The sequence below is a fragment of the Streptomyces chartreusis genome, from assembly GCF_008704715.1.
GTDB classification, from domain to species: Bacteria; Actinomycetota; Actinomycetes; order Streptomycetales; family Streptomycetaceae; genus Streptomyces; species Streptomyces chartreusis.
This window is the reverse complement of the sequence record NZ_CP023689.1, coordinates 1,116,502-1,131,090: the sequence shown is the minus strand read 5'-3', so window position 1 is coordinate 1,131,090 and position 14,589 is coordinate 1,116,502. Positions and strand designations below refer to the sequence as shown.

Here is a 14,589-nt window from a genome sequence, read left to right as displayed (position 1 = left end):
CGGAGCCAGCCATGACCACGATGCCCAGCGAGCAGGTCGTCCAGGCCCTGCGGGCCGCCATGAAGGACGTCGACCGTCTGCGCAGGAAGAACCGGCAGCTGGCCGCCGCCGCGGCGGAGCCGATCGCCGTCGTCGCCATCGGCTGCCGCTACCCCGGCGGCGTGCGCTCCGGGGAGGACCTGTGGCGGCTCGTCACCGACGGCACCGACGCCGTGTCCGCGCTGCCCGCCGACCGCGGCTGGGACCTCACCGCGCTGAACGGCGCCGGGACCGACGAGCACGGACACGAACTCAGCACCCGCGGCGGCTTCCTCGACGGCGTCACCGACTTCGACGCCGCCTTCTTCGGCATCTCCCCGCGCGAGGCACAGCGCATGGACCCCCAGCAGCGCCTGCTGCTGGAGATCTCCTGGGAGGCCATCGAACGCGCCGGCCTCGACGCCACCACCCTGCGCGGCAGCCGCACCGGCGTCTTCATGGGCACCAACGGCCAGGACTACGCCCATCTCGTACTGCGCTCCCTGTCCGACGCCGACGGCGAGGTCGGCAGCGGCATCGGCGCCGGCGCCCTGTCCGGACGGCTCTCCTACACGCTCGGCCTCGAAGGGCCCGCGCTGACCGTCGACACGGCCTGCTCCTCCTCCCTCGTCGCCCTGCACCTGGCCTGCCAGTCACTGAGGGGCGGCGAGAGCACCCTGGCGCTGGCCGGCGGTGTCAACGTGATGGCGACACCCGGACCGCTCGTCGAGTTCAGCCGGCAGGGCGGGCTCGCCCGGGACGGCCGCTGCAAGGCCTTCGGAGACGGCGCCGACGGCACCGGCTGGGCCGAGGGCGCCGGGGTGCTGCTGCTGGAGCGGCTCTCCGACGCCGAACGCCACGGCCACGAGGTACTGGCCGTCGTCCGGGGCTCCGCCGTCAACCAGGACGGCGCCTCCAACGGCTTCACCGCCCCCAACGGCCCCTCCCAGCAACGCGTCATCCGCGCCGCCCTCGCCGCCGCCCGCCTCACCCCCGCCGACATCGACGTCGTCGAGGCCCACGGCACCGGCACCCCGCTCGGCGACCCCATCGAGGCACAGAGCCTGCTCGCCACCTACGGCCAGGACCGCGCACGGCCCTTACTGCTGGGGTCGGTGAAGTCCAACTTCGGGCACGCGCAGGCCGCCTCCGGGGTCGCCGGCGTCATCAAGACCGTCATGGCGATCCGGCACGGCATCGCGCCGCGCACCCTGCACGCCGACACCCCCACCCGCCTCGTCGACTGGACGTCCGGCGAGGTCGAGGTCCTCGCCACCGAGCGGCCCTGGCCCGACACCGGCCACCCGCGCCGCGCCGGCGTCTCCTCCTTCGGCGTGACCGGCACCAACAGCCACGTCATCCTCGAACAGGCCCCGCCCGCCCCGCCGCGGCCCGGGCCGACGGCCCCCGCCCGCACCCCCGGCGTCCTGCCCTGGCTGCTGTCCGCCGCCACCCCGGCCGCCCTGCGCGACCAGGCCGCCCGACTGCGCGACCTCCTCGCCGACGACGAGAACCTGCGGCCCATCGACGTCGCCTACTCCCTCGCCGTCACCCGCGCCGCCCTCGACCACCGCACCGCCGCGGTCGACCGCACGCCCGCCGCGCTCGCCGACCCCACCGGCCCCGGCACCCGCCACGGCCAGGTCACCGGCCGGCCCAGACTGGCCCTGCTGTTCTCCGGTCAGGGCAGCCAGCGGCTCGGCATGGGCCGTGAACTCCATGCCCGGTTCCCGGTGTTCGCCACCGCCCTGGACGAGGCGCTGGCCTGCTTCGACCCCGGGCTGCGCGAGGTCATGTGGGGCACGGACGAGGCGCTGCTGAACCGCACGGACCACACCCAGGCCGCGCTGTTCGCCGTAGAGGTCGCGCTCTACCGGCTGCTGGAGTCCTGGGGCGTGCGCGCCGAGTTCGTCGCCGGGCACTCGGTCGGTGAGATCGCCGCCGCGCACGTGGCTGGCGTGCTGTCCCTCGCGGACGCCGCCACTCTGGTGACGGCCCGCGGCCGGCTCATGGCGGCCCTCCCGCCGGGCGGCGTCATGGTCGCCGTCGAGGCGAGCGAGGACGAGATACGGCCGCTGCTGACACCCGGCGTGGCGGTGGCCGCGGTCAACGGGCCGCGCGCGCTGGTCCTTTCGGGCGCCGAGGCGGATGTCGAGCGGGTGCTCGCGGCGCTGGGGGAGCGGCGGCACACCCGGCTCGCGGTGAGCCACGCCTTCCACTCACCGCTGATGGACCCGATCCTGGACGACTTCCGCGAGGTCGCCGAGGGGCTCACGTGGCACGCACCGGACCTGGCCGTCGTCTCGGGACTCACCGGCCTGATCGCCGAGCCGGAGGAGCTGTGCTCGGCGGAGTACTGGGTACGGCACGTACGTGAGACCGTGCGCTTCGCCGACGGTGTCACAGCGCTCGCCGAAGCCGGGGCCACCGCCTTCCTGGAGGTCGGCCCGGACGCCGTACTGTCCGCCGCCGCCCACGCCTGCCTGCCCGAACAGGTCCTGGTGCAGCCGCTGTTGCGCCGGGACCGGCCCGAGGAGCCCGCGCTCGTCACCGGCCTCACCGGGATCCACGTCCACGGCGTCTCCGTCGACTGGGCCGCGTTCTTCGCCGGCACCGGCGCCCGCCGCGTGGACCTGCCGACGTACGCCTTCCAGCGCGAGCGGTACTGGCCGGCCGGCGGCGCCCGCACCCTGGAGGTGACCGGCGCCGGGCTCGAAGCGGTCGGGCACCCCCTGCTCGGCGCCGCGATGGTCGTCGCCGGCTCCGACGACCTCGTGCTCACCGGCGTGCTCTCCACCGCGGTACAGCCCTGGCTCGCCGACCATCGCGTCGGCGGCATGCTGTTCTTCCCCGGCACCGGCTTCCTGGAACTGGCGATCCGCGCCGGGGACCAGGTGGGCTGCGCCCGCGTCGCCGAACTGACCCTCGCCGTACCGCTCGTGCTGCCCGACGAGGGTGCCGTGCAGGTCCAGCTGAAGGTCGGCGGGCCGGACGGGACCGGGCGCCGCGAGCTGTGGTTCCACTCCCGCCCCGCCGACCGGCCCGAGGCGCCGTGGACCCTGCACGCCACCGGCCGGCTCGCACCGGACCCCGCCGAACCGGCCCGCTTCGACGCCGCCGAGTGGCCGCCGCGCGACGCGCAGGCCGTCGACATAACCGACCGCTACGACCGCTACGAGGCCGTCGGCCTGGCGTACGGCCCCGCGTTCCGAGGACTGCGCGCCCTGTGGCGGCGCGGTGAGGAACTGTTCGCGGAGATCGCCCTGGATGCCTCGGTCGGCGACACCGGCGAGTACGGCGTGCACCCCGGCCTGCTGGACTCCGTCCTGCACGCGGCCGCCCTGGACCACGACTCCGAGCGCCTGCTGCCGTTCGAGTGGCGCGATGTGACCCTGCACGCCTCGGGCGCCGGACTGCTGCGCGCCCGGCTGCTGCGCACCGGACCGGACACCGTCGTGGTCGACGCCGCCGACGCACAGGGCGCCCCGGTCGTCTCCGTCGCCGGCCTCACCCTGCGCGCCGCCCCCGACGCCGCCGCCACGCCCGCCCTGCCCGACCCGGCCGGGTCGCTGTTCCGCCTGGAGTGGCAGCACCACGAGGTGCCGGCCGCCGCGCAGGGCGGCTGGGCACTGGTCGGCGAGGACCTGCTCGGGCTCGCGGCCCATCTGGAGGGCGCAGCGCAGGTGCCGACGCTGGACGCGCTGTCGGGGGAGCGGGCTACGCGGCACGTCGTGGTTCCTGTCGGCGGGCCGGGCGAGGGCGCGGACGCGCTGTCGGGGGAGCGGGCTCCGCGGCACCTCGTGGTCTCCGTCGCCGGGGCGGGCGAGGGTGCCGAGGCGGCCCGTGCCGCCACTCGCCAAGTGCTCGCCCTGCTGCGGGACTTCCTTTCCGACGACCGCTTCCGCCGTTCCCGGCTGCTGCTGGTCACGCGAGGCGCCGTCGCCGCGACCGACGCCGACGACGTGACCGACCTGGGCGGCGCCGCCGTATGGGGACTGGTCCGGTCCGCGCAGGCCGAACACCCCGGCCGGCTGCTGCTGGTGGACACCGACGAGGCCTCCGCCGCGCTGCTGCCGGCCCTGCCCGCCCTCCTCGACGACGCCGAACCGCAGGCCGTCCTGCGCGACGGGGAACTGCGGGTCGGGCGGCTTGCGCGGGGCGCGGGCGACTCGCTCGTGCCGCCGGTGACCGGGCCGTGGCGGCTGGACGTGACCGAACGCGGCAGCCTGGACGGGCTCGCGCTGACGCCCTGCGAGCAGCAGGAGCTGACGGGGCGGCAGGTACGGATCGCGGTGCGGGCCGCCGGGATCAACTTCCGGGACGTGCTGAGCGCGCTCGGCATGTACCCGGGCGAGGCCGGGCTGCTGGGCTCCGAGGCCGCCGGTGTCGTCGTGGAGACGGGTCCCGGGGCCGAGCTGTGGCGGCCGGGCGACCGCGTGATGGGCATGGTCGCCGGTGGCTTCGCGCCGAGTGTCGTCGTGGACGAACGGCAGCTGACCGCCGTACCCGCCGACTGGTCCTGGGAGACGGCCGGTTCGATGCCGCTGGTGTTCCTCACCGCCTACCGGGCGCTCGTCGAACTCGCCGACGTCAGGCCCGGCGAGAAGGTCCTCGTGCACGCGGGGGCCGGCGGTGTCGGCATGGCCGCGATCCAGCTCGCACGCCACCTCGGCGCGGAGGTCTTCGCCACCGCCAGTGAGCCCAAGTGGCCCGTCCTGCGCGGACTGGGCCTGCCGGACGACCACATCGCCTCGTCCCGCGACACCGGCTTCGCCGACCGGTTCTCGGCAGTCGGCCTCGACGTCGTCCTCAACGCCCTGTCCGGGGAGTTCGTCGACGCCTCGCTGCGACTCCTCGGACCCGGCGGCCGGTTCCTGGAGATGGGCAAGACCGACCTGCGCGCCGCGGACACCGTCCCCGACGGCATCCGCTACGAGCCCTTCGACCTGGGCTGGGTGGACCCCGACGGCATCCGGCGCATGCTGACCGCCCTCGACACGCTGTTCGCCGACGGCGTCCTGCGGCCCCTGCCGGTGCGGTCCTGGGACGTGCGGCGGGCCGCCGAGGCGTTCCGCTTCATGAGCCTCGCCCGGCACACCGGCAAACTCGCCCTCACCCTGCCGCCCGCCCTGAACCCTGACGGCACGGTCCTGATCACCGGCGGCACCGGCGGCCTCGGCAGCCTCCTCGCCCGCCACCTCGTCACCCGGCACGGCGCACGGCACCTGCTGCTGGCCGGCCGCCGCGGACCGGACGCGCCCGGCGCCCGCGAACTCGCCGGGGAACTCGCCGCGCACGGCGCCGAGGTCGACCTCGTCGCCTGCGACCTCACCGAGCCCGGCGCCGTGGCCGCCCTGCTCGACGCCGTCCCCGCGGCGCACCCCCTGACAGCGGTCGTCCACACGGCGGGCGTCCTCGACGACGGCGTGCTGGACGCCCTCACACCCGACCGGCTGGACACCGTGCTGCGGCCGAAGGCCGACGCGGCCTGGCAACTGCACGAGCAGACCCGCGACCTGGACCTGGCCGCGTTCGTGCTGTACTCGTCCACCGCCGGCCTGATGGGCAGCCCCGGCCAGGCCAACTACGCCGCCGCCAACGCCTTCCTCGACGCGCTCGCCGAGCACCGCCGCGCGCACGGCCTGCCCGCGCTGGCGCTGCGCTGGCCCGGCTGGGAACAGGACGGCGGCGGCATGACCGCGGCGCTCGCCGACCGCGACCGGGACCGCGTCTCCGCCCTCGGGCTCCCGCCCCTGACCGCCGAGCAGGGCCTCGCCCTCCTCGACGCCGCCCTCGCCACCGACGCGGCCGCCCTCGCCCCGCTGCCCGTGGGTGGCACACCCCTGCCCCCGGGCGTCCCCGTCCCCGCGCTGCTGCGCGGCCTCGTCCGCCCCGGGCGACGCACCGCCGGCAGCGGAACCGTGACACGCGGCGCCCTCATGGACCGGCTCGCGGGACAACGGCCCGACGAACGCCGCCGCCACCTCGTCGAGTTGGTGCGGGCGGAAGCGGCCGGTGTGCTGGGGCACGGCACGAGCGACGCCGTCGACGCAGACAGCGAGTTCCGCCGGCTCGGCGTGGACTCGCTCACCGCGATCGAGCTGCGCAACCGGCTGGCCACCGCCACCGGCCTCCAACTGCCCGCCACGCTGGTCTTCGACTACCCCACGCCACGCCGGCTCGCCGTCCACCTGCTCGGTGAACTCATCGAGGAGGGCGCCGTCGGCGACGCCCCCGCGACACCGGCCGCGTCCGCTACCGGCCCCACGGACGAGCCGCTCGCCGTCGTCGGCATGGCCTGCCGCTATCCCGGCGGCATCACTTCGCCCGAAGAACTGTGGGAGTTCGTCGCCGCCGGCGGCGACGCCATCTCCGGCATGCCCGACGACCGGGGCTGGGAGAAGCACACCGGCGTCGCCTCCGCCGACGGCGTCGCGGGCGGATTCCTGCGCGGCGCGAGCGAGTTCGACGCCGCGTTCTTCGAGATCTCCCCGCGCGAGGCCGTGGCGACGGACCCGCAGCAGCGGCTCCTGCTGGAGACCGCGTGGGAAGCACTGGAGCGGGCCGACCTCGACCCGCACGGCCTGCGCGGCAGCCGCACCGGCGTCTTCGTCGGCCTCAGCGGCCAGGACTACGGCACCCTCGTCATGCAGTCCGCCGTCGACGTCGAGGCCCACGCCACCACCGGCCTCAACACCAGCGTCGCCTCCGGCCGGCTGGCGTACGTGTTCGGTCTTGAGGGCCCCGCCCTCACCGTCGACACCGCCTGCTCCTCCTCCCTCGTCGCCCTGCACCTCGCCGGGCAGGCGCTGCGCGGCGGCGAGTGCGGACTCGCCCTCGTCGGAGCGGTCACCGTCATGTCCACGCCGGTGGGCTTCGCCGGGTTCTCCCGCATGGGCGGCCTCGCCGCCGACGGCCGCTGCAAGGCCTTCGGCGACGGCGCCGACGGCACCGGGTGGTCCGAGGGCGTCGCGGTGCTCGTCGTGGAGCGGCTGTCGGACGCCGTGCGCAACGGGCACGAGGTCCTCGCCGTGGTGCGCGGCTCCGCCGTCAACCAGGACGGTGCCTCCAACGGGCTCACCGCGCCCAACGGCCCCTCCCAGCAGCAGGTCATCCGCCAGGCCCTCGCCAACGCGGGGCTCACCCCCGCCGACGTGGACGCCGTGGAGGCCCACGGCACCGGCACCAGCCTCGGCGACCCGATCGAGGCCCAGGCCCTGCTCGCCACCTACGGCCAGGACCGCGAACGGCCCCTGCTGCTCGGCTCCGTGAAGTCCAACCTCGGCCACACCCAGGCCGCGGCAGGCGCCGCCGGACTCATCAAGACCGTGATGGCGATGCGGCACGGCGTCCTGCCCCGCACCCTGCACGCCGACCCGCCGTCCCGGCACGTCGACTGGTCGAGCGGCGCGGTCGAACTCCTCACCGGCAACGTGCCCTGGCCGGACACCGGCCGACCCCGCCGCGCGGGCGTCTCCTCCTTCGGCATCAGCGGCACCAACGCACACGTCCTGCTCGAACAGCCGCCGCAGGACGGGCCCCCGCCGGGCGCACCGGAGCCGGACCGCTCGACGCCCACCGCGCGGCTCCCGTGGGTGATCTCCGCCCGCACCGAAACAGCCCTCGACGCCCAGATCGCCCGGATCCGGGCCGCCGCCGAAGGGCTGGACGCCCGCGACGTGGCCTGGACGCTGGCCGGACGTGCCTGCCTCGAACACCGTGCCGTCCTGCACCCCGACGGCACGACCGAACTCGCCCGCGGCCTCGCCGCCGACCGTTCCCTCGCCGTCGTCTTCCCCGGCCAGGGCAGCCAGCGCCCCGGCATGGGCCACGAACTGCACGCCCGCTTCCCGGAGTTCGCCGCCGCCCTCGACGAGGTCCTCGGCCACTTCGACCCGGCCGTCCGGGACGCGATGTGGGGCACGGACGAGGTGCTGCTGAGCCGCACCGACCACGCCCAGAGCGCCGTGTTCGCCGTAGAGGTGGCCCTGTTCCGGCTGCTGGAATCCTGGGGCGTCACCGCCGGACACGTCACCGGGCACTCCGTCGGCGAGGTGGCCGCCGCCCATGTCGCCGGAGTCCTCTCCCTCAAGGACGCCTGCGCGCTGGTGGCGGCCCGGGGCCGGCTGATGGCCGCGCTGCCGCCGGGCGGCGTGATGATCGCGGTCGAGGCGACCGAGGACGAGGTACGGCCACTGCTCACCGACGGCGTCTCCCTCGCCGCGGTCAACGGCCCCACCGCGGTCGTCGTCTCCGGCACCGAGGACGAGGCGACCGCCGTCGTCACCGCCCTCGGGGAGCGGCGACACACCCGCCTAGCCGTGTCCCATGCCTTCCACTCGCCGCTCATGGAGCCGATGCTGGACGACTTCCGGCAGGCCCTGGCCGGACTGGAGTTCCACGCGCCCCGGATGACGGTGGCGTCCGCCCTCAGCGGCCGTGTCGCCGAGCCGGAGGAACTGTGCTCGGCGGAGTACTGGGTGCGGCACGCCCGGGAGACCGTGCGGTTCGCCGACGCGGTGGACGCCCTGCGTACCGCGGGCGCCGGGGCCTTCCTGGAGGCCGGCCCGTCCGGTGTGCTCAGCGGCATCGTCCTCGCCACCGGCCCGGCCGACGGCGTCGCCACCCCGCTGCTGCGCCGCGACCGGGGCGAGGAGGACACCGTGATCGGGGCGCTCGCCACGCTCCACGCCGCGGGCGTACCCGTCGACTGGCGAGCCGTCGGCGCGGGCACCGGGGGACGCCGCGTCGAGCTGCCGACGTACCCCTTCCAGCGGGAGCGCCACTGGCCCGACGGCGGACCCGCCGCCCCCCGGCCCGTCCCCCGGACCGAACCGGCCGTCCCCCAGGAGGGGCTTGCCGCGCGGCTCACCGCCCTTGGCCCGGAGGAGCGCAAACGACATCTGCTGGGGCTGGTGCGCACGGAAACAGCCGCCGTCCTCGGCCACCGCGGCAGCGACGAGATCGACCCCGACCACGAGTTCGGCAGGCTGGGCATGGACTCGCTCACCGCCGTGGAGCTGGCCAGACGGCTCACCGCCGGCACCGGTCTCCAACTGCCCGCGACCTCGGTCTACGACTACCCGAGCCCGCGCCGACTGGCCGCGCACCTGCTGGCCGAACTGCTGGGGGACACCGCCGGCCGGTCGGCCGCATCGGCCGCGCCCGTCGCACCGGACGAGCCGCTGGCTATCGTCGGCATGGCCTGCCGCTTCCCCGGCGACGTCAGCACCCCCGAGGAGTTCTGGGAGCTGATGCTCGCCGGCCGCGACGGCACCGGACCCTTCCCGGACGACCGCGGCTGGGACCTCGACACCCTGCACGGCACCGGCCCCGGCAGCAGCGCCACCAGCCGTGGCGGATTCCTGTACGACGCCGCCGACTTCGACCCCGGCTTCTTCGGCATCAGCCCCCGCGAGGCCCTCGCGATGGACCCGCAGCAGCGGCTGCTCCTGGAGACCTCCTGGGAGGCGTTCGAACACGCCGGACTCGACCCCGAGGCGCTGCGCGGCAGCCGCACCGGCGTCTTCGTCGGCACCAACGGCCAGGACTACGTCCACCTCGCCACCCGCGCCCGCGAGGACATCGGCGGCCACCTCGGCACCGGCCTCGCCGCGAGTGTGATCTCGGGCCGGCTGGCGTACGTGTTCGGCCTGGAAGGCCCGGCGCTGACCGTCGACACGGCCTGCTCCTCGTCCCTCGTCTCGCTGCACCTCGCCGCCCAGGCGCTGCGCGGCGGCGAGTGCGAACTCGCCCTGGCCGGCGGCGTCACCGTGATGACCACCTCGGTCAGCTTCGTCGGCTTCAGCATCCAGGGCGGCCTCGCGGCGGACGGCCGCTGCAAGGCGTTCTCCGACGACGCCGACGGCACCGTGTGGTCCGAGGGCATCGGCATGCTGGTCGTGGAGCGGCTCTCGGACGCCGTGCGCAACGGTCACGAGGTGCTGGCCGTCGTGCGCGGCTCCGCCGTCAACCAGGACGGCGCCTCCAACGGCCTCAGCGCTCCCAACGGCCCCTCCCAGCAGCGCGTCATCCGCCAGGCCCTCGCGAGCGCCCGCCTCACCCCGGCCGACGTCGACGCCGTCGAGGCACACGGCACCGGCACCCGGCTCGGCGACCCCATCGAGGCCCAGGCGCTGCTCGCCACCTACGGCCGCGACCGCGAACGGCCCCTGCTGCTCGGGTCGGTGAAGACGAACATCGGCCACACCCAGGCCGCCGCCGGAGTCGCCGGGGTCATCAAGTCGGTGCTCGCGCTGCGCCACGGCCGGCTGCCCCGCACCCTCCACGCCGGCACACCCTCCAGCCGTGTCGACTGGTCCTCCGGGGCCCTGTCCCTGCTCACCGACACCACCGAGTGGCCCGAGACGGGCAGGCCGGCGCGGATCGCCGTGTCCGCGTTCGGGATCAGCGGCACCAACGCACACGTCATCATCGAGGGCGCGCCGACACCCGAGCCGGAGACGTCGGAGACCACACCCGCCCGCGCGGAAGCGACCCTCGCGCCCTGGCCGGTGTCCGCCCGCACCGAGGAGACCCTCGACGCACGGATCGCCGCGCTGACCGACTGGGCGCGCGGCCGCGACCCGCGCGACGTGGGCCACTCCCTCGCCGCCCGCTCGCACTTCGCCCACCGCGCGGTGCTCCTCGCCGACGGCGACACCGTGCGCGGCACCGCCGCCGAACGCGGCCCGGTCCTGGTCTTCTCCGGACAGGGTGCGCAACGGCCGGGCATGGGGCGGGAGTTGTACGACCGGTTCCCGGTGTTCGCCGAAGCCTTCGACGAGGTGCTCGGCCATCTCCCGCCCGGCCTGCGCGACATCGTCTGGGGCGACGACCCCGACACACTGCGCCGCACCGAGCACGCACAGCCCGCCCTGTTCGCCCTCCAGATCGCCCTGCACCGCCTCGTGACGTCCCTCGGCGTCACACCTGAGTGCGTCACCGGGCACTCCGTCGGTGAGATCGCGGCCGCCCATGTCGCGGGCGTCCTCACCCTCGACGACGCCTGCGCCCTGGTCTGCGCCCGCGCCCGCCTGATGGGCGAACTGCCGCCCGGCGGCGTCATGGTGGCCGTCGCCGCCACCGAGGAAGAGACGCTGCCCCTCCTCACCTCGGACGTGGCCGTCGCCGCCGTCAACGGCCCGAACGCCCTCGTGCTGTCCGGCGCCGAACCCGCCGTGGAGGCCGTCCTCGCCCGGCTCGGCGACCGCCGCACCCGTCGACTGGACGTGTCCCACGCCTTCCACTCCCCGCTGATGGACCCGATGCTCGACGACTTGCGGACCGTCACCGCGACCCTCACCCACCACCGGCCCCGCATCCCGTTCGTGTCCGCCGCGACCGGCGCCCCGGCCGGCGACGACCTCGCCTCCCCCGAGTACTGGGTGCGCCACCTGCGTGAACCCGTCCGCTTCGCCGACGCCATCGGCACGCTGGCCGGCACCGGAGCCGACGCCTTCCTGGAGATCGGCCCCGACGGCGGCCTCACCTCCCTCGTCGCCGACCTCGCACCCGCCGCCGTCGCCGTACCGCTGCTGCGCCGCGACCGTCCCGAGGAGGCGTCGACGGTGGCCGCGCTCGCCGCGCTGCACGTCCAGGGCGTCACGGTCGACTGGACGGCCCTGTACGCCGGCACGGGCGCCCGGCGCCTGCACGACCTGCCGACCTACCCCTTCCAGCGGCGCCGGCTGTGGCCCACCGCCTCCCTGCGCTCCGCCGACGCGACCGGACTCGGCCTCGCCGCCACCGATCACCCCCTGCTCGGCGCAGCGCTGCCCGTCGCCGGAGCAGGGGACCTCGTCCTCACCGGCACCCTGTCCCGCACCCTGCACCCCTGGCTGGACGGCTCTGCCGTGGACGGCACGGTCAGGCTGACCGGCGCCGCCCTGGTGGAGGCCGCCGTACGCGCCGGCGACCAGGTCGGCACACCGCACGTCGACGAACTCGCCCTGACCGAACCGGTGACCGTGCCCGACCAGGGCGCCCTCCAGCTCCAGCTCCGTATCGGCGCCCCCGGCGACGACGGGGCCCGCCGCCTGTGGTGCCACACGAGGCCCGCCCACGAACCGGACGCCGCGTGGACCGAGCACGCCCACGGCCGCCTCACCGCCGAGCCACCGGCCCCCGCACCCGACACCACCCGGTACGCCGCCGGTCAGTGGCCTCCGCCCGACGCCACCGAACTCGCCCTGGACGACCTCTACGACCGGCTCGCCGACGCCGGAGTCGAACACGGCCCCGCCGCCCGCGCCCTGCGCGCCGCCTGGCGGCACGGCGACGACCTGTACGCCGAACTCGCCCTGCCCAAGGAGACCGGCGAACACGCCGGGTTCGGACTGCACCCGGTGCTCCTCGACGCCGCCCTGCACGCCGCCCACCTCGTCACCGAGCCCGGACAGGCCGAGCCCGAGCGGCTGCTCGCCGCCGACTGGGGCGAGGTGTCCCTGCACGCCGTATCGGCCACCGAACTGCGGATCCGGCTGACCGGCAGCGGCGACACACGCCGACTCGTCGCCGCCGACCCCTCCGGCGCACCCGTCCTCACCGCCCGCTCGGTCGCCCTGCGCCCCGCACAGCGGCCCGCCGACGCCCCCGCCGCCGGACCCGACCTGCGCACCTCCCTGTTCCACCTGGACTGGGAGGAACGGCCCGTCCCGGCCGTGCCCGCCGCACCGGCCCCCTGGTACGTCCTCACCGACGACGACACCGACCCGGCCCTCGCCCTCGGACCGCTCGCGGAACCAGTGAAGTCCCTAGCCGAACTGCGAGAAGGTGACGACGCGCCGGTGCGGCTGCTCGCCGTCCCGCTCACGGGCCGCGCCGACGCGGCCGCGGCGGTCCACGAACTGACCCACCGCGCACTGACGTTGACGCAGGAGTTCCTCGCCGAGGACCGGTTCGCCCGCACCCGCATGGTGTTCCTCACCCGCGGCGCGGTCGCACCCCACGGCGCGGACGTCACCGACCCGGCCGCCGCGGCGGTCTGGGGCCTGGTGCGGTCCGCCCAGATGGAACACCCCGGCCGGTTCCTCCTCGTCGACGCCGACGGCGGCGCGTCCACCACGTCCGTGCTGCCCGCCCTGCCGGACACGGACGAGGAGCAGTTCATGGTGCGCGACGGATGCCTGCGCGTGGCGCGCCTCGCCCGCGTGCCCGACGCCGCCGCCACAGCCACCCCGGGACCGGCCGGCTGGCGCACCGACGGCACCGTGCTCATCACCGGCGGCACCGGCGGCCTGGCCCGCATCCTCGCCCGCCACCTGGTCACCGCCCACGGCGCACGCCACCTGCTGCTCGCCGGGCGACGCGGCCCCGACGCCCCGGGCGCCACGGAACTCCGCGACGAACTAGAAGTCCACGGCGCCCGGGTCACCCTGGCCGCCGCCGACGTGGCCGACCCGGCCGACGTGACCGCCCTGATCGCCGGCATCCCGGCCGAGCACCCGCTGACCGCCGTGGTCCACACCGCGGGCGTTCTGGACGACGGCGTCCTGGACGCCCTCACCCCCGACCGGTTCGACACCGTCCTGCGGCCCAAGGCCGACGCGGCCTGGCATCTGCACCGCGCCACCGCCCACCTCGACCTGGACGCGTTCGTCACGTACTCCTCCACCGCCGGCGTCGTCGGCAGCCCCGGCCAGGCCAACTACGCCGCCGCCAACGCCTTCCTCGACGCCCTCGCCCAGCACCGCACCGCCACCGGACGGCCCGCCCACTCGCTGGCCTGGGGCCCCTGGGCGCACAGCGCCGGCATGACCGGCGGACTCGGCGAGGACCACATCCGGCGCATGAACCGCTCCGGCACCCCGCCCCTCGAACCCGAACTGGGCCTCGCCCTGTTCGACGCGGCCACCGCCCGCGACGACGCCCGGCCCGTGCTGATGCGCACCGCCGCCCGCACCGGCGCGGCCCTGCCCTTCGCCGGACCGGTGCCGCCCGTCCTGCGCGGACTGATCGGCGGCCGCCGCACCGCCGCCGGCCGCAACCGCGCCGCCGAACTCGCCGCCCGCCTCGACGGACTGCGCCCCCAGGAACGCACCCGGCACCTCACCGACCTGGTGCGCACCGAGGCCGCGACCGTGCTCGGCCACGACACGCCCGAACAGATCGGCGCCGACGACGAGTTCGCGGCCCTCGGCTTCGACTCCCTGACCTCCGTGGAGATGCGCAACCGCCTCGGCACCGTCACCGGCCTGCGCATCCCGGCCACCCTCGTCTTCGACCACCCCACCCCGCTGGCCGTCGCCGAGCACCTCGCCCACCGGCTCGGCCGCGGCCCGACAGCACCCGCCGACGCCCTGCACGCCGAACTCGACCGCCTGGACACGGCCCTGACCGGCGCGCTCGACGCGGACGGCCTCGACCCCGCCGCCCGCACCGGCACCGCCGCCCGGCTGCGGGCCCTGCTGGCCCGGATCACCGACGACGGCGCCGAACGGCAGGGCGCGGGCGACGACGTGCGCAAGCGCCTCGACGCCGCCGGCGCCGAAGACCTCATCGCCTTCATCGACAGCGAGATCGGCCGACCCACCGACCGCTGAGCGGTCGCAACTCCCCACCGGTCTCCCA

1 protein-coding gene is annotated in these 14,589 nt (G+C 75.9%); it reads left to right on the top strand.

Annotated elements, in window-relative coordinates; genetic code table 11:
* Positions 1-20: 20 nt before the first annotated feature.
* The gene (locus CP983_RS04430) at positions 21-14,561 is read left to right on the top strand and encodes an SDR family NAD(P)-dependent oxidoreductase (RefSeq protein ID WP_444545305.1); all 14,541 of its coding nucleotides are present in this window, start codon (positions 21-23) and stop codon (positions 14,559-14,561) included.
* Positions 14,562-14,589: the final 28 nt, after the last annotated feature.

Coding starts and splice junctions, on each gene's coding strand:
- CP983_RS04430 (WP_444545305.1), top strand. CDS start 21: ATGCCCAGCGAGCAGGTCGTCCAGGCCCTGCGGGCCGCCATGAAGGAC.